The 22,205-nt window shown below is 72.6% G+C and carries 18 protein-coding genes; 7 read left to right on the top strand and 11 right to left on the bottom strand.

The features are described 5' to 3' along the window. Positions 1-13: 13 nt before the first annotated feature. Complete coding sequence (locus RM779_RS17630; RefSeq protein ID WP_311618667.1) at positions 14-1,384, bottom strand: Gfo/Idh/MocA family protein; 1,371 nt, start codon at positions 1,382-1,384, stop codon at positions 14-16. A 189-nt stretch (positions 1,385-1,573) separates the two neighbouring features. On the opposite strand from RM779_RS17630, the gene RM779_RS17625 reads away from it, so the two are divergent. Both RM779_RS17625 and RM779_RS17620 read left to right on the top strand, forming a co-directional pair. Further along, positions 1,574-2,218 carry a TetR/AcrR family transcriptional regulator gene (locus tag RM779_RS17625; RefSeq protein ID WP_311618818.1) on the top strand — a complete coding sequence of 215 codons (645 nt, stop codon included), beginning with the start codon at positions 1,574-1,576 and terminating at the stop codon, positions 2,216-2,218. A gap of 107 nt (positions 2,219-2,325) precedes the next feature. Next, positions 2,326-3,999 (top strand): MDR family MFS transporter, encoded by a 1,674-nt coding sequence (locus tag RM779_RS17620; protein WP_311618666.1) that lies wholly within the window; start codon positions 2,326-2,328, stop codon positions 3,997-3,999. Here the strand turns inward: RM779_RS17620 and RM779_RS17615 are convergent. Beyond that, complete coding sequence (locus RM779_RS17615; protein ID WP_311618665.1) at positions 3,983-4,600, bottom strand: chorismate mutase; 618 nt, start codon at positions 4,598-4,600, stop codon at positions 3,983-3,985. The two genes, RM779_RS17620 and RM779_RS17615, sit on opposite strands and share 17 nt — an antisense overlap. A 233-nt stretch (positions 4,601-4,833) precedes the next feature. On the opposite strand from RM779_RS17615, the gene RM779_RS17610 reads away from it, so the two are divergent. After that, positions 4,834-6,063 (top strand): PQQ-dependent sugar dehydrogenase, encoded by a 1,230-nt coding sequence (locus tag RM779_RS17610; protein WP_311618664.1) that lies wholly within the window; start codon positions 4,834-4,836, stop codon positions 6,061-6,063. Between the two features lie 78 nt (positions 6,064-6,141). Here the strand turns inward: RM779_RS17610 and RM779_RS17605 are convergent, their stop codons facing one another. Genes RM779_RS17605 through RM779_RS17575 form a run of 7 tightly spaced genes read right to left on the bottom strand, consistent with a single transcriptional unit; the run spans position 6,142 to position 16,116 of the window. Next, on the bottom strand, positions 6,142-7,203 hold the full coding sequence (locus tag RM779_RS17605) for a LacI family DNA-binding transcriptional regulator (RefSeq protein ID WP_077057746.1): 1,062 nt from the start codon (positions 7,201-7,203) through the stop codon (positions 6,142-6,144). A 23-nt stretch (positions 7,204-7,226) separates the two neighbouring features. After that, positions 7,227-8,081: an ROK family protein gene (locus RM779_RS17600; protein ID WP_311618663.1), complete on the bottom strand. Its 855-nt coding sequence runs from the start codon at positions 8,079-8,081 to the stop codon at positions 7,227-7,229. Next, complete coding sequence (locus tag RM779_RS17595) at positions 8,078-9,763, bottom strand: class I mannose-6-phosphate isomerase (RefSeq protein ID WP_311618662.1); 1,686 nt, start codon at positions 9,761-9,763, stop codon at positions 8,078-8,080. The genes RM779_RS17600 and RM779_RS17595 overlap by 4 nt, the downstream gene beginning before the upstream one ends. Before the next feature lie 59 nt (positions 9,764-9,822). Then, positions 9,823-13,011: a glycoside hydrolase family 38 N-terminal domain-containing protein gene (locus RM779_RS17590; protein ID WP_311618661.1), complete on the bottom strand. Its 3,189-nt coding sequence runs from the start codon at positions 13,009-13,011 to the stop codon at positions 9,823-9,825. 16 nt (positions 13,012-13,027) lie between these two features. Further along, complete coding sequence (locus RM779_RS17585) at positions 13,028-13,840, bottom strand: carbohydrate ABC transporter permease (RefSeq protein WP_311618660.1); 813 nt, start codon at positions 13,838-13,840, stop codon at positions 13,028-13,030. A 12-nt stretch (positions 13,841-13,852) separates the two neighbouring features. Beyond that, complete coding sequence (locus tag RM779_RS17580) at positions 13,853-14,824, bottom strand: carbohydrate ABC transporter permease (RefSeq protein ID WP_311618659.1); 972 nt, start codon at positions 14,822-14,824, stop codon at positions 13,853-13,855. Then, positions 14,821-16,116, bottom strand: coding sequence for an ABC transporter substrate-binding protein (locus tag RM779_RS17575; protein WP_311618658.1), 1,296 nt, complete (start codon positions 16,114-16,116; stop codon positions 14,821-14,823). The genes RM779_RS17580 and RM779_RS17575 overlap by 4 nt, the downstream gene beginning before the upstream one ends. 336 nt (positions 16,117-16,452) lie before the next feature. Here RM779_RS17575 and RM779_RS17570 point away from each other — a divergent pair, with 336 nt between their 5' ends. Then, positions 16,453-17,316 carry a helix-turn-helix domain-containing protein gene (locus RM779_RS17570; RefSeq protein ID WP_311618657.1) on the top strand — a complete coding sequence of 288 codons (864 nt, stop codon included), beginning with the start codon at positions 16,453-16,455 and terminating at the stop codon, positions 17,314-17,316. Continuing rightward, positions 17,309-18,124: an SAM-dependent methyltransferase gene (locus RM779_RS17565; protein ID WP_311618656.1), complete on the top strand. Its 816-nt coding sequence runs from the start codon at positions 17,309-17,311 to the stop codon at positions 18,122-18,124. The genes RM779_RS17570 and RM779_RS17565 overlap by 8 nt, the downstream gene beginning before the upstream one ends. Before the next feature lie 13 nt (positions 18,125-18,137). On the opposite strand, the gene RM779_RS17560 is transcribed toward RM779_RS17565, so the two are convergent. Beyond that, positions 18,138-18,617 (bottom strand): MarR family winged helix-turn-helix transcriptional regulator, encoded by a 480-nt coding sequence (locus tag RM779_RS17560; RefSeq protein ID WP_311618655.1) that lies wholly within the window; start codon positions 18,615-18,617, stop codon positions 18,138-18,140. Positions 18,618-18,762: 145 nt separating this feature from the next. Between RM779_RS17560 and RM779_RS17555 the strand changes: the two genes are divergently transcribed. Further along, positions 18,763-20,226, top strand: a complete 1,464-nt coding sequence (locus tag RM779_RS17555; RefSeq protein WP_311618654.1) for an MFS transporter — start codon at positions 18,763-18,765, stop codon at positions 20,224-20,226. Positions 20,227-20,296: 70 nt separating this feature from the next. After that, positions 20,297-20,707 carry a cytidine deaminase family protein gene (locus tag RM779_RS17550; RefSeq protein WP_311618653.1) on the top strand — a complete coding sequence of 137 codons (411 nt, stop codon included), beginning with the start codon at positions 20,297-20,299 and terminating at the stop codon, positions 20,705-20,707. A 34-nt stretch (positions 20,708-20,741) separates the two neighbouring features. On the opposite strand, the gene RM779_RS17545 is transcribed toward RM779_RS17550, so the two are convergent. Next, positions 20,742-22,055, bottom strand: coding sequence for a glycoside hydrolase family 30 beta sandwich domain-containing protein (locus RM779_RS17545; RefSeq protein WP_311618652.1), 1,314 nt, complete (start codon positions 22,053-22,055; stop codon positions 20,742-20,744). Positions 22,056-22,205: the final 150 nt, after the last annotated feature.

Genomic DNA, 22,205 nt, shown 5'->3' with positions numbered 1-22,205 from the left:
CGCCGCCGGCCGGTCAGCCAGGCGTGTGGCTGCCGCCGCCGAGGCCGAGGTCGTGGATCAGGACCGGGAGGCCGGTGTCGAGCGAACGGTTGCCCGCGATGCCGACCGCGACGGCCCGCAGCCCGTCGGCCACGCCCGCCGCCCTGCCCAGCGGGTCGGGCGGCACCTCGCGGAAGAGGGCCAGGTACAGCTCCGCGTCGCCGCCGCCGTGGCCGCCGGTGGCCTGAGGGATGGGCACCTCGCGCGCGGGCTCCCAGTGCCGCTGGAGCACGAGCCGTTCGCCCTCGGTCCTGCTGTCCTCCGCCGCGCCCGCGGTCCTGGCGGTGACGCTGGGGTCGACCGCGACGTGCCCGTCCTTGCCGGTGACCACGGCGGCGCGCTCCACGACCTCCAGCTCGGCCCGCCCCGCCGTCCCGTTGACCGCGACCCGGTAACCCTCCCAGGGGCTGTGGGCGTTGAGGGAGTAGGAGAGGGCGGCGCCGCCCGCGTAGTCGACGACGAGCGCGAGGTTGTCCTCGATGGTGATGCCGGGGCCGAACACGTCCAGGTCGCGCAGGTAGCCGTCGTGGTGCTCGGTCTCCAGGTAGAGGCGGCGCAGGCTCTCGTCGTCGCGCAGGTCCAGCAGGAACGGGTCCTCGGCGCTGCCCTCGGTCGTGCCGCGCTCGGGACGGGGGCCGAGCCCGCGCCGCGCCGCGTTCCGCGCGCCGTAGAAGCGCAGCCCGCCGGAGGCGAACACGCGCCGGGGCGCGTCGTCGAGCCACCAGTTGACGAGGTCGAAGTGGTGGGACGCCTTGTGCACCAGCAGCCCGCCCGAGTTGGGCTTCTCCCGGTGCCAGCGGCGGAAGTAGTCGGCGCCGTGCTGGGTGTCGAGCACCCACTCGAACTGCACGCCGGTGACCTCGCCCACCGCCCCTGAGGCGATCAGCTCGCGCAGTGCGCTGTTCCTGGGGGAGTAGCGGTAGTTGAACGTGACGACCAGGTCCCGTCCGGTGGCGTCGAGCGCGGCGGCGATGCGCCGCGTGCCCTCGGCGTCGATGGTCAGGGGCTTCTCCGTGATCACGTCGGCGCCGGCGTGCAGCGCCCGCACGATGATGTCGGCGTGGGCGTGGTCGGGGGCCGTCACGATGACCCGGTCGATCCGCTGTTCCGTGATCATCCGTTCCACGTCGTCCGCGCCGTACTGGGCGGGCGGGGCCACGCCCGTTCCCAGGTCGCGCACGAGGTCCTGGTAGAAGTCGAGCCGTCCGGGGTTGGGGTCGAGGAACGCGGCGAGCGTGGCGACGTCCCGGTGGTCGCGGCACAGGGCGCGCACGTAGTCACGGCCCCGGCTCCCGGTGCCGAGGAGCGCGTACCGGCGGTGGGTGCCGTTCGTCGAGGTCGGCATGGCCAACGCACTGGTCCTTTCCTGGTGGTGTGCATCCGAACACCGGATGCCTCCGGCACTCTATGGAGGTTTCCGTGGGTTGGCGAAGTATCTTGCGGATACTTGTTTGATCTCGACGCGTTCCGTGGTCGTTCCCCGGGGCTCGTGGACCGGAAAAGGGATTTTGCATTCTCTGCATTTTTTCATACTCTGCAAGGCGTGAAGGATGCGGGCGCTCCGGTGGGGCTCAGGGAACGGAAGAAGCGGGCCACGCGAGCGGCGCTCGCCGAGGCGGCCGTGCGGCTCGCCGCCGAGCACGGCGTGGACAACGTCACCGTGGAGGCGATCAGCGAGGCGGCCGACGTCTCGCCGCGGACCTTCTTCAACTACTTCGACAGCCGGGACGACGCCTTCGTCACGATCGACGCCGAGGTCGGCACGCGGATTCGGGAGGCCGTCCTGGCCGCGCCGCCGTCCCTCGACCCGCTGACCGCGGTCCACCGCGCCTTCGCGGACGAACTGGCCGACGTCGAGAGACATCACGAGGTGTGGAACCTGCGCGCCGAGGTGCTGAAGCAGGCCCCCCACCTGATGGTCCGCACCCTCGGCGCCCACCTGGAGGACGAGCAGGGCCTGGCCAGAGCCATCGCCCAGCGCCTCGACCCCGGCTCCCCCGAGCCGGAACGGCCAGGACTGTACCCGCGCCTGCTGGCGGCGGTCGCCGGTACCGCGGTGCGCATCTCCATCGAGCACTGGAGCGCCGCCGGCGCCACCGTGCCGTTCCTCGCCGTGTTCGAGCGGGTCTTCACGCACCTGGCCGCCGGGCTGCCGGCGCCGCCCCCCGACGACCGCTGACCCCCGCGGGCCCGCGTCGGACCGCTTTCCCCTCTTCCCTCACCGCACAGTTCATGAAGAAGGACGTTGTGACCACAACAGAGGTGCCGGAAAACGCACCGTCGCCCATGACAGAACGCCAGATACTCCAGGCCATGTCCGGTCTCATGGCCGGCATGTTCGTCGCCATCCTGGCCGGCACCGTGGTGGCCAACGCGCTGCCCCGCATCATCACCGACCTCGGCGCGAGCCAGTCCTCCTACACCTGGGTCGTCACCTCCGAACTGCTGGCGATGACCGCCACCGTCCCGCTGTGGGGCAAGCTCTCCGACCTGTACAACAAGAAGCTGCTGCTTCAGGCTTCGCTCGCCCTGTTCGTCGTCGGCTCGCTGGTGGCCGGCTTCTCGCAGGGCATCGAGGTGCTGATCTTCAGCCGCGTCGTGCAGGGCATCGGCGCGGGCGGTCTGACGGCGCTCGTCCAGGTCGTGATGGCCGCCGTCATCCCGCCGCGCCGGCTCGGCAAGTACGCCGGGATCTTCGGTGCCGTCTTCGCCGTCGGCACCGTCGCCGGGCCGCTGATCGGCGGCCTGCTGGTCGACACCTCCTGGCTCGGCTGGCGCTGGTGCTTCTTCATCGGGGTGCCCTTCGCCACCGCCGCGATCTTCCTGCTCCAGCGGACCCTGTCGCTCCCCACTCTGCGGCGGGACGTCAAGATCGACTACCTGGGTGCGTTCCTCATCGTCGCGGGCGTGTGCTCGCTGCTGATCTGGACCTCCCTCGCGGGCAACCAGTTCGACTGGGCGTCCTGGCAGACGGCCGTACTGACCGGCGGCGGCGTGCTGCTGCTCGTGGCCGCGGTGATCGTCGAGACGCGCGTGCCCGAACCGGTCATTCCGATGGGCATCTTCCGCAACCGCACCGTCACCCTGACGACCGTGGCCAGCCTGCTGGTCGGCCTGGCGATGTTCGGCGGCACCGTCTTCCTGTCCCAGTACTTCCAGGTCGCGCTGGGCAAGTCCCCGACGGTGGCCGGGCTGATGAGCCTGCCGATGATCTTCGGCCTGCTGGTGTCGTCCACCGTCGCGGGCCAGCTCATCACCGCCACGGGGAAGTGGAAGATCTACCTCGTCGTCGGCGGCGTGGCCATGACCGCGGGACTCGCCATGCTCGCCACCGTCGACGCGGACACCGGCTTCGGCCTGCTCAGCCTCTACATGGCCGTCCTCGGCATCGGCGTCGGCCTGCTCATGCAGAACCTGGTGCTGGCCGCGCAGAACGACGTGCCGGCCGCCGACCTGGGTGCGGCCACCTCCGTGCTCTCGTTCTTCCGCAGCATGGGCGGCACCATCGGCACCAGCGTCCTCGGCGCGATCCTGGCCAACCGGGTCGCCAGCGAGATGTCCGCCAACCTCCCGGGCGCCGAGGGCGGCGGCGAGGGCGGCGGAGGCGGGCACGGCGCCGTGCCCGACATCGCGATGCTCCCCGCGCCGGTGCGGGAGGTCGTGCAGGACGCCTACGGCACCGCCACCGCGGACCTGTTCCTGGTGGCCACCCCGTTCGCCGCCATCGCGCTGATCGTCGTCCTCTTCATCAAGGAGAAGCCGCTCAAGACCACCAGCGGCACCGAGCGGCTCGCCGAGGAGGCCGAGGCCGCACGGCTTCAGGAGGCCGGGGAGACGCCGGAGGAGACGTCCGGGGAGGCGGCGGCGGAGCTGGGCGCCGAGCCGCGGAGCCTGGCCAAGGACGGGCCGCGGGACGCCGGCGAGACGCAGGACGAGGCGCCGGTCACCCCGGCGCGCTGACGCCCGGTGCCCGGGGACCGGCCCCCGGGCACACGGACGCGAGCGATTGCGCGAGCGCCCTGGAACGCAGGCCGTCGAGGCGGCGTTCCAGGGCGACGTGCGTGCGCCGGACGGCCAGCCGCCGGGCGCACGCGGGCGCGTCCCGCTGCGGCGCCGCCGCGGCGAGCGCCGCCACCAGCGCGCGGTCCGCCGCGTCGATCTCCCCGCGCACCCCCGCCAGCCCGCCGGGCTCCGTGGCCGGGCGCGACGCGGGCCCTACGGCCCACCGCCGGTGCAACGCCCGCTGCACCGTCTTGCTCGCCGCGATCTGGTCGGCGAGCACCCGTTCCGCCACGGCGGGATCGAGTCCGGCGCCCGCGGCCAGCGCGCGCCCGCGCGCGAGCACCTCGTCCTCGCGCGCCGGGTCGTCCACGGGCGCCCCGGTGGCCCACTTGACCGCGGCCACGTCGGCGGCCGTGGCCAGCCGCCGTTCGGACGCCTGGGCCACGCGGTGGAGCGGATCGGCCGGGGCCGCCGCCGCGGGCGGGGCGCCGCCGAGCAGGGCGAGGGGCAGAAGAACGGCGGCGGGCAGCGCCCGCCGCAGGAGCCTGATGCCGGTCATGGCACCGGTATACCGGCACCCAGGGGCGGCGCCCCCGCGCAGCGGCACGCCGCCACCCGGCGCACGCGTTTTCCCGCAGGCGCTCCGCGGCGGCGTCGGCCTGCCTTACCGGACGAGGGCCTCTGGCGGGGCGGGCGGCAGTCGGGGTAGCGTCCGAACTCGCCCGTCGCACGTGTCACATGACGGCCTCAGCGCCATCGTCACAAGGAAGCCCCCACATTCCTGGAGTCGATATGCCACGCCGCCGGACCGGCCGCCTGCTCGCGGCCCTCGCCCTGACCGTACCGATCCCCCTGGCTCTCACCGGCTGGACGGCCGGTGCCTCCGACGACCCGGGGCAGGAGCCGCCCGCCCGGGCGGCGGCCCTCCCGCTCGACGAACTGGCGGCGAGCGCCACCCAGGTCGCCTCCGGGCTCGCCCGCCCCACCGCAGTCGCCGCCCCCGACGACGGCAGCGGCCGGCTGTTCATCACCGAGAAGGCCGGGACCGTCCGTGCCTACGACCCCGAGGGCGGGCTCGCCGCCGAGCCGCTGCTCGACATCGGCGACCGGGTCGACAACTCGGGCAACGAACGCGGGCTGCTCGGCATCGCCACGCCGCCCGACTTCGCCGGGAGCGGGCAGGTGTACCTGGCCTACACCGCCCTGCCCGACGGTGCGGTGACGCTGGCCCGCCACGACCTCGCCGACGGCGGCCACGAGGTGCTGCTCACCCAGGAGCACGCGCAGTACGCCAACCACAACGGCGGCCAGCTGGCGTTCGGCAGCGACGGCCACCTCTACTTCGGCATCGGGGACGGCGGCGGCGCCGGCGACCCCGCGGGCAACGGGCAGCGCACGGACACCTTGCTCGGCAAGATCCTGCGCCTCGACGTGAGCGCCACCTGCGGCGAGCTCGCCTACTGCATCCCCGAGGACAACCCCCTGGCGGGCGTCGAGGGCGCGCGCGGCGAGATCTGGTCCTACGGCCTGCGCAACCCGTGGCGCTTCTCCTTCGACCCGGCGGACGGCTCGCTGTGGATCGGCGACGTCGGCCAGGGCGGTCAGGAGGAGATCGACCACATCGGCGCCGACGAGGGCGGCGCGAACTTCGGCTGGTCCTGCCGTGAGGGCCTGGAGGAGTTCAACCCCGACCAGTGCGCGCCGGACGCCGAGCTGACCGACCCGGTGTTCACCTATCCGACGTCCGTCGAGGGCTGCGCGGTCATCGGCGGCCACGTGTACCGGGGCGCGGAGTTCGCCGACCTCGCCGAGGGCACCTACGTCGCCACCGACTACTGCTCGAACACGGTGTGGGGGCTGCGCCAGGCCGAGGACGGCAGCTACGAGAGCGCGACCATCGGCGAGTTCCCCACGCAGGTCACCGCGTTCGGCGCCACGCCGGAGGGCGAGCTGTACGTGGTGAACGACCTGCCCGGCGGCCTGCACCGGGTGACGTTCTCGGCGGCGGACGCCGAAGGCTGACGCCCCGCGCCCGCGGGCTGCCGGGCGCGCCCGGCAGCCCGGCCGGCGGGCGCCGCACCGCCCCGGTCACCGTTCCGGTCAGGCCGGTGCCGTCCCGCTCCCGCCCGTGGCCCGGGCGGGCCGCGGTGTGCCGTACTGAACGGCCCGGGTGGGCACGACCGTCCGCCGCGGTGCCCCCCCGGCGGCCGGTGCGTTCCGCATGCGGTCGGTCAGCAACCGGCCGGCCTCGCGGCCGAGTTCGTCGCTGTCGTACGCCTGGATGGTCAGCGGCAGACCCAGCGAGTCCGCCAGTTCGAAATCGTCGAAACCGGCCAGCGCCGTGTCGCCGCCCGCCGCGCTCACCGCCCGGAAGGCGCCGATCGTGTTGCGGTTGTTGGAGCAGAACAGCGCGGTCGGCGGCGCGGGCAGCGCCAGCAGCCCCGCCGCGGCCCGCTCCGCGGTGGCGATGTCCTGCTGCCCCTGGCTGATCACGTCGTCCGTGGCCGGCAGGCCGGCAGCTTCGAGCGCCGCCCGGTACCCGCGCAGCCGCTCGGTGCTGGTGTACACGGCGGCCGGCGGGCCGAGGAAGCCGATCCGCCGGTGCCCCAGCGCGAGCAGCCGCTCCGTCGCCTCCCGCGCCCCGCCGAAGTCGTCCACCAGCACGTGGTCCGCCTCGAACCCCGCCGGCGGCCGGCTGGCGCAGACCACCGGCACCCCCTGCGCCACCGCGGCGGCCAGGTGCCGCTGGTCGGTGCCCGCGGGCACCGCGATGATGCCGTCGACGCGGCGGCCCACCAGGTCCGCCACCAGCTCCCGTTCGACGTCCAGATCCTGACGGGTGTTCCCGATGACGGTCTTCAGACCGTGCGGCCCGACCACGCTGTCCACGCCCAGCGCCAGCCGCGAGTAGAACGGGTTGGCCAGGTTGGTGACGACCAGTCCGACGAGGCCGCTGCCGCGCCCGAGCCGCAGGCTGCGCGCGACCGTGTTCGGCCGGTACCCCAGCTCGGCGACGGCGGCGAGCACCCGTTCCCTGGTCCCCGGCAGCACCCGCGGATCGTCCCGCAGTACGCGGGTGACGGTCATGGCGCTGACCGCGGCCCGCTTGGCGACGTCCCGGAGAGTCGGCCGATCGGCCCTGTGCCCTGGCGCGTGCGGCATCGTGCCCGGCTGTCCTTTCTCGGCTATCGGCTCCCGGCCGCGGCATGCGCCGCGCCGAGCAGCGGTGCGTCGGCGCCCAGGGCGGCCGCCGTCACGGCGGTCGCCACCGGGCCGAGGCCGGCCCGCAGCGCGGGACCCACGAGGTCCCAGGAGCCCGCCATCGATCCGCCGACCACGAGCCCGGAAGCACCGAAGGAGTCTAGAGCGGGTGCCAGGACACTGCCAAGGTCGCGCAGCGCCTCCCCGAGCACCCGCCCGGCCCGTTCCTCGCCGGAGCGCGCCCGCTCGGCGATGTCGGCGACGTCGGCGTCCCGATCGCCGTACGCGGCGAGGATGGCGCGGCGCGACACCGTGTCCTCCAGCGGGCGCCCGCGCAGCGTCAGCAGGTCGACGCGGCCGTCCGGCGGCACCCCGGGCCCCGCGCGGCACACCCGGCCGCCGTCGAGGAACGCCGAGCCCACGCCCGTGCCGAGCGTGATGCCCACGCAGCGCCGGTGCCCCCGGGCGGCACCGGCGTGCCACTCGCCGGCCAGGAAGGCGTGCGCGTCGTTGAGGAAGACCACGCCCGCCGGACGGCCGGGCAGCCCGGTCAGCAGCGCGGCACGCATGTCCACCCCGCGCAGGCTGTCGAACTTCCCGACCCCCTCGTACCGCGCGATCCCGGCCGCGTAGTCGAACGGGCCCGGCACCGCGACCCCCCACACGCCGTCCGGCGGCGCGGGCAGCGCCGCGGCGCAGCCGAGTACCGCGCCCAGGATGTGGTCCGCGGCGCCGTGCGGCAGGAGCGGGTCCCGGCGGCGGGCGGCGACCACCGCCCGCGCCGGGTCCACCAGGGCGGCCGTCACGTGGGTGCCGCCGATGTCGAGTACCGGAATCACCGCACGAGCGCCTTGACCACGCGCGCCGGGCCGCCGTGCGGCACCAGCCGGTAGGCGCCGACGGCCGCGGGCACGGTCAGCGTCTCGGCGAACGCCAGCTCGTGCCGGTCGCCCGCCGCCGTTTCCACGGTCACGCCCGCGCCCTCCACCACGTTCAGCACGTGGAACCGGCCGGCCGTGTCGTCCTCGGCGCGTGCCCCCGCCCGGAGCGTGAATCTGCGGACCTCGTAGAACATCTCGTCCAGCGCGCCCACCACCTCTTCCTCCCAGCCCTCTCCGCGGCGCAGCGTACGCGGGCGCGGCACCAGGTCGCGTTCGACCGCCGCGCCGCGCCGCGCCGTGTCGAGGTTGGCCAGGCCGTGCCGGAACGGCAGCGGGCGCGGGCGGCCGTTCGCGTCGGGGCGCTGCCAGTCGTAGAACCGCAGGCTGTACAGGTAGGGCGTGGCGCTGATCTCCAGCACCAGGTTCCCCGCGCCGCTGGAGTGCGGGGTGCCCGCGGGGATCATGAACAGCTGCCCGCGTTCCGCGGGGAACGTCAGCACGTGGTCCTCCGGGCGCATCGGCACCAGCTCGGCCGCGGCCTTCTCGACCTCCGTGCGGAACAGGTCGAGGTCCACGTCCTCGCGCAGGCCGAGGAACACCCGCGCGTCGGGGCCGCCGTACGTCACGTAGTACGTCTCGTGCTGCGTGTAGGACCAGCCGAACCGCTCCCGCATGTACCGCTCCCGCGGATGGCAGTGCACCGACAGGTTGCCGCCGTCCACCGTGTCCAGGTAGTCGAAGCGGATCGGGAACGAGGTGCCGAACGCCGCGTGCACCGCCTCGCCCAGCACCTCCCGCGGATGCAGCACGCACATCAGCTGGAACGGCAGCTCCACCTGGCGCCCCGGCCCCTCGCCGACGAGGATGCCCGACTCCGGGGCGATCAGCTCGTAGCCGAGGGCGGTGTTGCGGGCCCGCGGAGCGAAACCCAGCTCGCGCTGCGCCCAGTGGCCGCCCCACGGCGTGGAGTTGAAGTACGGCCTGGTGCGCACCGGGCGGCGGGCCAGCCGCGCCAGCGTGGCCCGCATCCCGTCCCCGTCCAGCCACGTCGGCGCCCCGGCCTCCTGCACGTCCAGCCACCCGTCGATCCGGGGCGCCAGGGCGTCCCGGTGCCGGTCGAGCATCGGCCAGTCCACGTAGAACAGCCGCCGCGGATCGGCCGGCCTGCCGGGCAGGCCCAGGTTCTCCCCGCCGCCCGCCGCCACCGCGGCCTCCGCGTACCGCTTCGGCAGGTCCGCGTACCACAGCACGTCGTGCGCGGTCAGTGCCGCCCCCGGGCCGTACACCAGCAGCAGCCCGTCGGCGGGCCGCGGCACGGACGGCGGAGCGTCGAACAGGTCGTCCAGGGCGTTTTCCGCCAGGCGGGGGAAATAGGGGTCGTCGGCCTCATCGGGGAGGGTGCGGCGGCTCACCGTTCCCGGCGGCGCGTAGTGCGTGCGCACGTCCAGCACCTGCACCGCGGTCCCGCGGCCGGTCAACTCCTCCCGCAGCCGGGCGGCCAGGGCGGGCCAGTTCACGGACGGCGGTCCTTCGACCGCGACGACCGCGGGGCCTGACGGAAGTCGCGCCGCCACGGCGGACCACCCGGTGGCCAGGGCCGCCTGCGGCGCCGCGGGGTAGCGCGGATCGAGCCGGTACACGCGTTCTCCTTGCGTTCGTTGCTCTCGTGAAGCAGAAGGGGGTGGGGAGCCGCCCCGGGTCAGGGGCGCTCCAGCAGCACCGCGGCCGTGCCGAGCGCGGGAACGGGCACCGTCACCCGGCCGTCCTCGACCGGCAGCGCGCCAAGGGCCGTTCCCAGGTAGTCGGCCTCGTGCGCGGCGGTGACCGGGAAGTGGACGCGCACCGGGCAGGACAACGGCTCCTCCGCGAAGGACTGGAGCCGCAGCAGCACCGAACGCCCGCCCGCCGGAGTGATCGCCCCGACCAGCCGGACGCGCGCGTCCCCGACCTCGGCGAACCCGAGCGCGGCAGCCGCCGCGCCGTCGGCGACGGCTTCGCCGCGGGCGCGCACCGCGTGCAGGGGGCGGCTGAACGCGGCCGCGGTGCGCGGCCCGAGACCGGCCGCCCGCTCCGCGGGGGCGCACGCGACGCTGTAGCGGAAGGGGAACTCGAAGCCCTGCTGACTCGGGAAGTTGGTGTCCCACAGGTTGTTGTGAATCCAGGAGAACACCGTCGCCGGCTCGTCCTTCTCCAGGGTCGCGGGGAACGGCGCGTACGGCAGCGCGATGTTGCCGAACTGCACCAGCGGCGCGTCCTGCGTCGACCACGCCACCGCCAGCCCGTCCTCCTCCAGCGTCACCCAGCGGCGCACCGCCCGCATGTGCCGCGCGGACCCGGGGACCACGGGCAGCCCGCTGCCGGTCGCCCCGCCCGACGCCTCCATCCGCACCCGCGGGCTGCCGAAGGCGAACGGGAACGCGAAGTAGGCGCTCTCCTTGCCCAGCGTGGCGTCCTTGTCCACGCTGTTCGCCACGTCGAGCCTGGCGATGCCGTGCGGCAGCGTCAGCGTGGTGCGGACCCGGTTCGCGCCCGCGGGGTGCGTCTCGTACACCAGGATCTCGGCCACCGCCGTGGACCGCCGGTCGATCAGTGCCGCCGGTGGCGCCACCGCGCGGACCCCCAGGTGCTCCAGCCGGTCGGAGGCCGTGGTGCGGCTTGAGTTGTGGTTGAACGCGCCCGCCGTGGTGTAGCTGTCGTGCAGGTAGCCGTTGAAGCCGACCACCGCGTCCTGCCGCACCAGTTCGGCCCCGCTCGCCTTGTCGACGATCGAGGCGACGCACGCCCGCGCCAGGTCGACGCACACCCGCAGGTGCGCGTTCTCCAGCACCGTCGCGTCCGGCCGCGCCAGCGCCCGCGCCGCCGTCCCGGCCGGGTCCTGCCGGTCCGTCGTGCCCGTCGGGTTCCGGCGCATGATGGAGTCCGGCACCGCACCGTCCCCGCCGTTCCCGTCCTCGGCGGTCGCCACCACGTCCAGCCGCACCGAGCCGGCCGGCGGCACGTCCGTCACGCGCAGCACGAGGAACCGTCCCGCGTCCCGGTGCGTGTCGTTGGCCTGCGGCTCCTCCTCGTGCGCCAGGCGCTCCCCGGTGCGCGCGTCGAGCACCGCCACCGGCTGCTCCAGCGGCACGCTGCTCTCGGGCAGGAAGATCCGCGCCACCTCCGTGCGCGTCCACGAGCAGGTGTTGACCACGTGGAACGCGGCCGCCGCGCCGGCCGGGCGCGCCAGCCGCTGGCCGAGCCGCGCGGTGGCGCGGTTCAGCAGCGACTGCCCGTCGTCGTGGCCGCGCCTGGCCTGCCCGTACTTCCAGTGCCACTGGTCCTCGCCCGAGTGCCCGTGGTCGTGCCCGTGCGTCCACGGGTCGCTCGCGCCCCAGGTGTGCTCGTCGAACAGCGACACCGCCTCGTACACCCCGGCCGCGTCGCGGGTGTCGTCCTCGGCGCCCGGCGCGCCGAGCACCCCGGCGAACGTTCCGATGGTCTGCGCGTCCGCCACGACCCCCTGCGCGGTGCGGGCCAGCGAGAGCGGCATCGCGCCGGAGCCGACGCCGTCCACCCACCAGTCGGTCCAGTCGCCCTCGAAGGTCTGGATGCGGTCGCCGAGCCGCGCCTCGGCGTCGGTGAAGAAGTCCTCGTTGCGCGACAGCCGCAGCTGCGGGTAGGCCCACGTCTCGTTCCAGCGGCGCACGGTGTCCGCGATGATCCGCCGCGGCGGCGCGTTGTCGCCGAACTTGCCCTGCACGCGCAGGTGCAGCACGTCCCACTGGTAGGGCTCCCGGGAGATCTGCTCGCGGTCCATCGGCCAGCCGAAGACGCCCTCCTCGTACGGGTAGGGGTTGTTCGCCAGTGAGGTCAGGTAGGCCGGCAGCAGGTCGTCCACCGAGGCGTAGTCGGTGTCGAAGCCGAGCAGCGGCCCCTCCATGTAGGCCAGCCCGTGCGGGGTATCGGTCATCCACACCAGCACGCTGCGGCCGCTGGGCGCGCGCCAGCGGAAGAGACGCGGCAGCTTGTCGCCGCCCACCAGGTGCGGAACGGAGCGGCCCGCCCAGTTGTGCGCGACGGACAGGTAGCGCACCCCGGCCGAGGCCAGCGCGTCCACCAGGCCCACGACCGAGCCGGGCACGTCGGTCTGCATCGCGGAGGTGAAGGAGACGCCGAACCGGTCCGCCACCTCGCGGGCGGGCCGCAGCAGTTCGTGCAGCTCGTCCGTCGAGCACGTCTCCGTGTGCAGGTTGAACGGCATCGCGGTCAGCTCGATGCGGCCCTCGCGGACCCGCCGTACGAACTCCTCGACCTGTTCGACGGGCCGCGCGTCGGCCCACTGCTGGAAGGACAACAGCGACTCCACGCACCAGCGGAACTTCGACTCCTCCGACCAGGAGTCGGTGGCGCCGGTCAGTTCGAGGCAGGAGTCGAGGAACGACAGGTGTTCCGCGAGCACGTGGCCCTGCGGGTCGGTGTAGCCGATGTCCAGGTGCGAGTGGTGCACCAGGTGGATGGTCCACTGCCGCTGCGGCGTCAGCTCCACCTCCACCCCGTCGGACGGGTCGGCGGCGCCGTCCGCGGTCACCGTGACCCGGCGGGCCGCGTCGACGGCCGGCACCAGCAGCCGCACCGAGCCGTTCGGCCCGGCCAGTTGCTCGACCGGGAGGGCGCCGGAGGACGCGGTGCGCACCGTGAGCCGCGCGGGCGGCGCGGCACCGCCGGCCGCCTCGACGCGCAGCGACTGGAGCAGCCCGCCGCCGGCCGCGCGGCGCAGCAGCGGCTCCTGGGTCAGCCGGACGGGGACGCCGCCGAGGGTGCCCTCCGCGGAGACCACCGAGGCCCGCAGACTGTCACGTATCCGGTCGTTGTCCCAGGCAGTGGTGCGGACGAGAGCACGAGTGGTCATGGATATCTCTCCGAGTTCAGCGTGCGGTTGCGGTGACGCCGCGCAGGAACAGGCCGCGGAACACCAGGAAGATGACGAGGGTGGGCAGCGACACGATCAGCGCGCCGGCGAGGATCACCGGCGGCCCCGAGGCGCTGTAGGCGGTGTTGAGGGTGGTCAGGGCGGCCATCACGGGCTGTACCTCGGGGCTGCGGGTGAGCGTGATCCCGAACAGCAGGTCGTTCCAGACGGCGGTGAACTGGAAGATGAACGCCGCGCCGAGCCCCGAGCGCAGCAGCGGCACGTGGATCGACCAGAAGATGCGGGTGAAGGAGGCGCCGTCCAGCATGGCCGCCTCCGTGGCCTCCGGCGGCATCGTGGTCATCTGGTTGCGGATCAGGAAGAACGCGAACGGCACCGCCCAGGCGGCGTAGATCAGCATGAGGCCCAGGCGCGTGTCGTAGAGGTTCGCGTCGGCGTACAGGCCGAACAGCGGGGCCAGGAAGATCTGGAGCGGAAAGACCGTGCCCGAGTAGATCAGCCAGAACCACGCGGCCGGCCGCGGCAGGGGCAGGACCACCACGGCGAACGCGGCCATCGCCGCGACGAGTACGGCCGCGGCGCCGCACACCACCGCGTAGAGCAGCGAGTTGAGGAAGCTGTCCCCGATCGCCGCCTCGTCCCACGCGGTTTTCATATTGTCCAGCAGGGCGAAGTCCCCCGGCAGCCAGTCCGGTTCGCCGGTGTAGCCGCCGGCGGGGGTCAGCGCGTTGACGATCAGCAGGTACAGCGGCACCAGCCACAGCACCACGCAGCCGGCGACGAAGAGATTGCGCATCGTGCGTCCCATCGGAATCCCTCCTCAGTCCCTGGCGGCGGACGGCATCTGGCGGCGCAGATACATCCACGCGGAGGCCACGACGATGACGGTCAGGACGAGGGCGATGGCGGAGCCGTAGCCGACGTGGAAGAGGCGGAACGTCTCCCGGTACATCGTCAGCGCCAGCGTCTCGGAGGAGCGCGAAGGCCCGCCCTGGGTGAGAATCCAGATCATGTCGAACGCCTTCAGGCTGTTGACGATGGCCATGCCGACGACCACCACTGTCACGGCCCGCAGCTGCGGCAGCGTGATCCAGCGGAACATCCGCCAGCCGGACGCCCCGTCCAGCTGCGCGGCCTCGACCGTCTCCCGCGGGATCGCGCGCAGCCCGATGGCGAACAGCACCACGTTCAGCCCGGTGCCCTGCCAGGTGCTCGCCACGATCATCGACAGCGTGTTGTGCGGCCACTCCAGCAGCCAGGGGTGCGCGAGCCCGTCGAGCCCGACCGCGCGCAGCACCTGGTTGACGGCACCGTCGCTGGTCAGCATGAAGTCCCACAGCACGGCGGTGGCCGCGCCGGAGATCGCGTACGGCAGCATGATCACCAGCTGTGCCACGACGCCAAGACGCATGCGGTGCGTGGCCACCGCGATCAGCAGCCCGAGCAGCACCGGCAGCAGCAGTGTTCCCGCCACCCACATCAGGGTGTTGAGGACGGACCGCGAGAAGATCGGGTCGTCGGCCAGGCGCGTGTAGTTGTCGAGCCCGGTCCAGCGGCTGGTGAATCCGTTGTCCTCGAAGAAGCTGCCGTAGACGCTGCGCACGAACGGGTAGACCAGCAGCACGCCGACCAGCGCCAGGGCGGGCAGGGCCCACGGGATCGCGGTCAGCGGGCCGCCGAACGCGGCGGGCGGTCCGGTGCGGTGCGGCGCCCGGTGGGGTTTGCGCAGCGGGATGCGGCGCCGGGTCCTGGTGTCGCGGGGGGCGGGGGCGCTGCTCAGGGTGCTGGTCATGACTGCTCGGCCTCCCGCCACACCTGCCACGCCTCCTCGGCCCGCCCCTGCATGGTGCGCAGCACCGAGCGGTAGGAGGACGGGTTGAGCAGGAGGCCCGCGAGGTCGTCGACGGTGGCTTCGACCAGTTCGGGAGGGCCGAGTTCCCAGAAGCGGTTCAGCAGCCACAGCCGGTCCCCGCGGACCGTGTCGACGATGCCCTCGATCAGCGGATTGGCCGCGCCGACCCGCGGGTTGGGGGACCCGTCCTGGAGCGTGCCGGAGAACGCGGCGGACACTTCGGGGTGCAGCCAGGCGTCCGCGGCCCGGAGGGCCTCGTCGCGGTCGGGCCCCTTCACGGTGCACACCAGGGCGCTGGACTCGAAGATCATCGCGGGCCGGGCCCCGGGATCGGCCATGGGCAGGACGAAGGCGCCGATGTCGCCGCCGGGTTCGCCGCCCGCGGAGGTGAAGTTCGGTGTCATGAAGGTGCCGCCGGGCATCATGCCGAGCGTGCCGTGCACGACTGAGGCGGCGGCGTCCACGTGGCTCATGTCCAGCGCGGTGAACCAGTCGCGGTCGAAGAAGTCGGCGATGGTCGCCAGGGCCCGTTCCGCGCGCGGATCGGTGTAGTCCTCCCGGCCGTTCATCAGCCCTTCGTAGAACTCCGGGTCCTGGCGGCTGAGCACTTCCATGAACCAGATGAACGCCGGCCAGCGGCCGTCCGTTGTCGCGTGCAGCGGGACGATGCCCGCCCGTTTGAGCCTGGCGCAGGTATCGAGGAACGCGTCCCAGGTGCGCGGGGCCGACAGGCCGTGCTCGGCGAAGACCTCGGTGTTGTAGAAGAAGACCCAGTAGCTCATGTTCATCGGCAGGCCGTAGACCCGTTCCCGGTGGGTGAACGCCTCGCGCAGCGAGCCGTCGACCCAGCCGCGGCGCTCGGCGTTCTGCCAGGCGCGGGTCAGGTCCTCGATGCCGCCGGTGCGGGCCAGGTCCCGCAGCCGGTAGCCGGACGAGTACTTGAGCATGTCGGGCGTCTTGTTGGTGCGCAGCGAGGACTTGACGATCTGCTCGAAGGACTCGAGCGAGGGAATGACCTCGGGCACGAGTTCGAGGCCGGCCACGGACTCCATGCTGCGGCCCGCGGCGGCGAGTGGCTCCTCCCAGGAGGCGTTGTCGCCGTGCAGGGCGACCTTCCCGGCGGGCTGTCCCGCGGCGGTTCCGCAGGCGGTGGCGACCGCGCCGACGGCGGCTGCGAGCACCGTGCGGCGGGCGAGAGTGGGCAGGGGCAAGGGGTAACGACTACCTGACATGGCGGCTCCCTACAGGTACGCGTTAGCCGTGTTATCGTTAACACGTGTCGTGCAGCTTCCTGCCGCCGGTAGCTGTCTGTCAAGGAGGGGGCCAAAAAAATCTCCCGCGATCACCATCGGTGACAGCGGGAGGTTCAGGCATGCCCGCGCCCGGGTGCCGCGCGGCGGCGCCAGGCCCGGTGACCGGAGGCTCCGGGGCCGGTCAGGAGGGCCGGGCGGTGCACGCCCCGTGGCTTCCGGTGGACGGACAGCCACCGCGATGGTGGCCGTGCCACTCTGCAAGTGGCAGAATGGCGCGGCACATTGTTGTCACACCTTCCGGGAAGGGGGCGCGGTATGCCGGTGTCGCGCTCCGGCCGCCCGACGGCCGCCCTGCTGCTGATCGGCGCCCGGCTGCGTGAACTGCGCGCCGCGGCCGGTCTCTCCGCGCGGGAGGCGGCGGACGAGCTGGGCACCTCCGCCTCCACCCTGCACCGCATGGAGGGCGGCCGGGTAGGGCTCAAACCGGCTCATGTGCGACGGCTGCTGACCGTCTACGGGCGCGAGGCCGACGCCGGTTCGGTGCTCGCCGACGTCGAGCGGGCCAGCAGGCCCGGCTGGTGGCAGGCGTACCGGGACGTGCTGCCGCGTTCGCCCGCGGACCTCATCGGCCTGGAGGAGCACGCGCAGGTCATCCGTTTCTATGCGCCCGCCGTCGTGCCCGACCTGCTTCAGACTCCCGCCTACGCCGAGGCGTTGCAGCGCGTCCAGCATCCCGAGGACGACGACGGGCGCATCGCTCGGCGGGTGGAGCTGCTGACCCGGCGGCAGGCGGTCCTCGACCGGGCGGAGCCCGCGCCCCCCGTTCTGTGGGCGCTGGTCGAGGAGGCCGCGCTGCGGCGCCGCGTCGGCGGGCCCGAGGTGATGCGCGGGCAGCTCGCGCACCTGCGGCGGCTGGCCGGGCGCCCCGGGGTGACGATCCGGGTCGTTCCGATGCGCACCCTGCACACGGCCCTGATGTGCGGGCCCGTTCAGCTGCTGCGCTACCGCCCGGCCGGGCTGCCCGACCGGGTGCTGCTGCACACGCTGGACGGGACGGAGGTCAACGAGGCGCAGGACGCGGTGACGCAGTATTTGATCGCGCTGGACTCGGCGGCCTCCGTGCCGTCCAGCGCACCGATTACGGAATGGCGTACCGAATGGGAGGACCCCGGTGCTTGAGGACCAGATAGATCCCTACCGGCCGGACCCGGCGCGTGTCTACGACTGGTTCCTCGGCGGGAAGAACTTTTTCCCCGCCGACGAGGCCGCGGGCCGGCAGGTGGTGGGGATGTGGCCGGGGGTGCGCATCGCGGCCAGGGCGAACCGGGCCTTCCTGCACCGGGCCGTGCGCTGGCTGGCCGCGGAGGCGGGCGTGCGGCAGTTCCTCGACATCGGCACCGGCGTGCCCACCGAGCCGAATCTGCATCAGATCGCCCAGGCCGAGGCCCCGGACACCCGCGTCGTCTACACGGACAACCGGCTGATCGTGCTGCGGTACGCCGAGGCCCTGATGACCGGCACGCCCGAGGGCGAAACGGCCTACCTGCACGCCGATTTCTGCAATCCGACGAGCATCCTGGACAGCGATCGGCTGCGGGAGGTCCTGGACCTGTCGCAGCCGGTGGCCCTGTGCCTGAACGCCCTGCTCCACTACATCGCGGACGACGCGGAGTCCGGCGTCGCCGCCCGTGACCTGGTCGCCGAGTACGTCACCGCCCTCGCGCCGGGCAGCTACCTCCTGATCACCCACGTCACCCCCGACTTCGACGTTCCCACCTGGGAGCGGATTATCTCGGGCAATCGCGGACTCACCGGGCAGATGGGGCAGGTCCGCGGCCGCAAGGAGATCCTGGCCTTCTTCGAGGGGCTTGAGCTCGTCGAGCCCGGCCTGGTCCCGCCGCAGGAGTGGCGCCCGGACGGTCCGGTGCCGTCGGAGGCCACCCCGGGGGCCGTCTCCATGTGGGCGGGTATCGCCCGCCGCCCATAGGCCCTGCCGGCCGTCAGGAGGGCAGGCCCGGTCCCGGCGCCTCCGCGCGCGGCCAGGGCTCGCCCTCGTGCCGCTCGACCGTGGTATTGAAGCGGGTCAGCACCCGGGCCAGTGTGGCCAGTTCGCGCGGTGACCACTCGTCCAGCAGCCCGCTCAGGTTTCTGACCCGTGCCTCGCGGTCGAGGCGGAGCCGCCGCGCGCCCTCGTCGGTGATGCGGAGCCGGCGGGCCGTGCCGCCGTCCGGATCGAGAATCCGCTCGATCAGTCCGGTCTTGAGAATGACGGCGGTCTGGCGGTTGACCGTTGAGCAGTCAAGGCGGAACGCTTCGGCCAGCTGCCCGATCGACATGGGGCCCGCCGCGTCGAGCCGGCTCAGCAGGAGATAGGCACTGCGCTCCAGCCGCTCCTGGCCTTCGGTGGGCCGGCAGCGGCCGGCCGAGCCCATGGACGCGTGGCGGCCGAGAAGCATCAGTTCACGCTCGATTCGGCTCATTTCTTCGTGCACTTCGACCTCCCTCTTCCGAATCCCGGTCAACTGATCGGCCGATTAAATGTATGGCGCATGATGTGTGTATCGTACATATCTTGTGCATGCTGCACATCCAGCCTGCCTCGCCCTTCCTTCGAGCGGAGAACGCATGAGTCCGACCTCGCCCGTGCCGCGCAGCGGCGCCGTCGTGGGCGTGCTGGCCGGCGCCGGGATCGTCACGTCCCTGATGCAGGCCCTCGTCGTCCCGCTGATACCCGAGCTGCCGCGACTGCTGGACACCACCGCGGCCAACGCCTCCTGGATCGTGACGGTCACCCTCCTCGCGGGTGCCGTGGCCACCCCCGTGGTGGGCCGGCTCGGCGACCTCTACGGCAAACGGCGCATGCTGCTCGCCTGCCTGGCCGTCCTCGTCGCCGGCTCGCTCATCTGCGCACTCGCCGACTCCCTCGCCCCCATGATCGTCGGCCGTGCCCTCCAGGGCATGAGCATGGGCATCATCCCCCTCGGCATCAGCATCATGCGCGACGTGATGCCACCGGAACGCCTCGGCTCCGCCATGGCCCTGATGAGTTCCTCGCTCGGCATCGGCGGCGCGCTCGGCCTGCCCGCCGCGGCCGCCGTCGCCCAGAACACCGACTGGCACGTCCTGTTCTGGGCCGCCGCCGCGCTCGGCACCGTCGTCGCCGTCCTCGTGCTGCGCACGGTCCCCGAATCGCCGGTCCGTTCGGGCGGGTCGTTCGACCTCATCGGCGCGCTGGTGCTCTCCGTCGGTCTCGTCACCCTGCTGCTGCCGATCTCCAAGGGCGGCGACTGGGGCTGGTCGAGCCCCACCACCCTCGGCCTGTTCGGCACGTCCGCCGTCGTACTGCTGCTGTGGGGCGCCTGGGAACTGCGCATCCCCGCCCCCCTGGTCAACCTCCGCTCCAGCGCCAAGCGGCAGGTCCTGGTGACCAACCTGGCGTCCGTGCTGGTCGGCCTCGCCATGTTCGCGATGATGCTGGTCCCCGTGCAGATACTCCAGCTGCCCGAGGCCACCGGCTACGGACTGGGACAGTCCATGCTCGCGGCCGGGCTGTGGATGGCGCCCTCGGGCCTGATGATGATGGTCGTCTCGCCGCTCGGCGCGCGGCTCTCCGCCGCCCGCGGCCCCAGGACCTCCCTGCTCGCCGGCGCACTGTTCATCGCGTTCGGCTACGTCATCGCGCTGGGCCTGTCCGGTTCCACCTGGGGCGTGCTGATCTTCACCTCGGTCATCAGCATCGGCATCGCGCTCGCCTACGCGGCGATGCCCGCCCTCATCATGGCCGCGGTGCCGGCCACCGAGACGGCCGCCGCCAACGGCCTGAACACGCTCATGCGTTCCATCGGCACCTCCACGTCCAGCGCCGTGGTCGGCGTCCTGCTGGCCAACATGACCACCTCCTTCGGCGGCGTCGCGCTGCCCTCCGAGAACGGCTTCCGCACCGTCCTGATCTTCGGCGCCTGCGCCGCGCTGGTGGCGACGCTGGTGATCCTCGCCATCCCCGGCCGGGCCGCCCGCCCCGCCTCCGCGCCCGCCCATGTCCCGCCCGCGCAGGAACCGGCCACGACCCCGGGAGCCGCCACATCCTGACCCGGGGAGCCGCTCCAGGCCGGGAATTCCCGGTGGCGCGGGGGCGGGCCGGGCGGGTAGCTTCCGTTCCGTGACCGCGACAACCAACGACGACCTCATCGCCGCGGCCGCCGCCGTACTGAACCCGCGCCCGGTGGGCGACCGGCTGTTCGGAGACGTGGCCGCCACGCTGGTCACCGAGGCAGGCGGCTTCCACTCGGGCGTATGCATCGACACCGGCTCGGGCACGGGCTTCTGCGCGGAGCACGCGGCCATCGCCGCCATGGTGACGGCCCGTGAGTACCGCATCGCGAAGATCGTCGCCGTGTGGCGCAACGAGAACGGCGCCCTGCATGTACTGCCGCCCTGCGGACGATGCCGGGAGTTCATCCGGCAGATCGATCCCGCCAACCTCCACACGGAGGTGGTGCTCGGCAGGAACGTCTCGGCAAAGCTGGCGGAGCTGCTCCCCGCGCATGAATGGCCGAGCCCGCTCGACTGACTGTGACGATGCCCGTGGCAGCGGAACGGCCGGTTCAGCCGGTCACGAAGGTCGTCACGCTCCGGGCCGGCAGCTGGCCGGTGAAGGAGCCGTTCGACAGGGTGATCCCGCCCTGGGGCGCGAGATTCCTGCTCGCGTCCGTCAACCAGGGCGACACGCTGGACGCGGGGGCGTTCCCCAGGGTGAACGACTGACTCACCGGTGAGGTCCCCTTGTTGATGGCGACGATGACAATCTCGGAGTCACCGCCCTTGAACGCCGAAGTGTAAACATTCGACTGGGGGTTCGAGGTCGCGTCGAGCCGCACATATCCTGGCCGGACGAACTTGGCGAAGTGCGCCATGTTGGCACCGCGCTTGCTGATCTGCCCGTCCTCCCGCATGGGGCCGTAGCTGCGCCGGATGTACCACCACACATACGCCTGGAACTCGGCGTCCACGAGAGCACGGTGGACGTGTTCCCCCACGTCGAGCGCTTGCGGCCAGAGATCCGCCGAATCGCTGCTGTTGGGATGGTAGACCTCGGTCATCCAGAGTTCCTTGCCCTGGCCCTTTTCCCTGAAGAGGGGGTAAGGGAAGTTCCCGTGCGGTGTGCCGTAGAGGTGAGCCCCGAGTATGTCCAGGTTGGCGAGCGCCGCGGGGTCGTTGAGGATCGGGTCCGAAAAGCTCTTCACGTACTGGAAGGACTCCGGCGCGATGACCTTGGTGCCGATCGAGCCGGCGTTCTCCCGGAGGAACCGGATCATCTCGCCCGGAGTCCACCACGTCCAGTCGTGCGCGTAATCGGGCTCGTTCTGCACCGAGATGGCATACAGGCCCACCCCGTTGTCCCTCATGAACCCGTGGAAGTCGTTCAGGTGCTGCGCATAAGCGCCGTACATGTCGTGCCGCAGCCGCCTCGCGTCGGACTGATTGCCGCGGACGAAGGTTTCGACCATGTGAGCGGGGGGATTCCACGGCGACGCGATGACCGTCGCCCCGTGCTCGATCGCACGCCTCGCCGTCGCCACCTCACGGCTCCAGTTCGCCCGGTCCTCGTGAACGGGGATTCTCAGCACGGAGAAACCCAGTTGCCCCTCACCGTTGCCGAATGCCGTGTCCCGCTGGGCAGGCGTCAGATCGTTGATCCAGGCCGTGTGGTTCATGCCGCCGAAGCCCCGGATCGTCTGCCGTTCCGCCGAGGGGTCGACGATCACCTCGCCGGCCGCGGCCGCGGCCGGTGCTCCGGTTGCTGCCGAGGCCGGCTTCGCGGCCACGAGGACCGGTAGGGCACCCATCGTGGCCAGCACGGACCTCCGACTTGGGAGTTCCGGCCTGGCGGCCATGGATTCATTCCGACGTGACGTCATTACTCCTCCTTTTGAACGGTGACGTTGAGCTGTGCGGCCTCGGTCGTCGCCACGGTGTCGCCGTGGATGCCGCCGTTTTCTTGGGAGCGCTCCCATCCGGCGGCAGGCGTCGACTCAGCCTGTGCTTCGCGTTGCCGGAAGACGGGAGGG

The sequence above is a fragment of the Streptomyces johnsoniae genome (genome assembly GCF_031845565.1).
Lineage (GTDB): Bacteria > Actinomycetota > Actinomycetes > Streptomycetales > Streptomycetaceae > Streptomyces > Streptomyces johnsoniae.
The sequence above is the reverse complement of the archived record's forward strand: the minus strand, read 5'-3'. Positions and strand labels throughout refer to the sequence as shown.

Bases quoted from the DNA above. Each gene is read 5' to 3' on its own strand.
- RM779_RS17615 (WP_311618665.1), bottom strand. From the start codon at position 4,600: ATGACCGGCATCAGGCTCCTGCGGCGGGCGCTGCCCGCCGCCGTTCTT.
- RM779_RS17555 (WP_311618654.1), top strand. From the start codon at position 18,763: ATGAGTCCGACCTCGCCCGTGCCGCGCAGCGGCGCCGTCGTGGGCGTG.
- RM779_RS17605 (WP_077057746.1), bottom strand. From the start codon at position 7,203: ATGCCGCACGCGCCAGGGCACAGGGCCGATCGGCCGACTCTCCGGGAC.
- RM779_RS17620 (WP_311618666.1), top strand. From the start codon at position 2,326: ATGACAGAACGCCAGATACTCCAGGCCATGTCCGGTCTCATGGCCGGC.
- RM779_RS17590 (WP_311618661.1), bottom strand. From the start codon at position 13,011: ATGACCACTCGTGCTCTCGTCCGCACCACTGCCTGGGACAACGACCGG.
- RM779_RS17570 (WP_311618657.1), top strand. From the start codon at position 16,453: ATGCCGGTGTCGCGCTCCGGCCGCCCGACGGCCGCCCTGCTGCTGATC.
- RM779_RS17610 (WP_311618664.1), top strand. From the start codon at position 4,834: ATGCCACGCCGCCGGACCGGCCGCCTGCTCGCGGCCCTCGCCCTGACC.
- RM779_RS17560 (WP_311618655.1), bottom strand. From the start codon at position 18,617: ATGAGCCGAATCGAGCGTGAACTGATGCTTCTCGGCCGCCACGCGTCC.
- RM779_RS17585 (WP_311618660.1), bottom strand. From the start codon at position 13,840: ATGGGACGCACGATGCGCAATCTCTTCGTCGCCGGCTGCGTGGTGCTG.
- RM779_RS17580 (WP_311618659.1), bottom strand. From the start codon at position 14,824: ATGACCAGCACCCTGAGCAGCGCCCCCGCCCCCCGCGACACCAGGACC.
- RM779_RS17575 (WP_311618658.1), bottom strand. From the start codon at position 16,116: ATGTCAGGTAGTCGTTACCCCTTGCCCCTGCCCACTCTCGCCCGCCGC.
- RM779_RS17545 (WP_311618652.1), bottom strand. From the start codon at position 22,055: ATGACGTCACGTCGGAATGAATCCATGGCCGCCAGGCCGGAACTCCCA.
- RM779_RS17630 (WP_311618667.1), bottom strand. From the start codon at position 1,384: ATGCCGACCTCGACGAACGGCACCCACCGCCGGTACGCGCTCCTCGGC.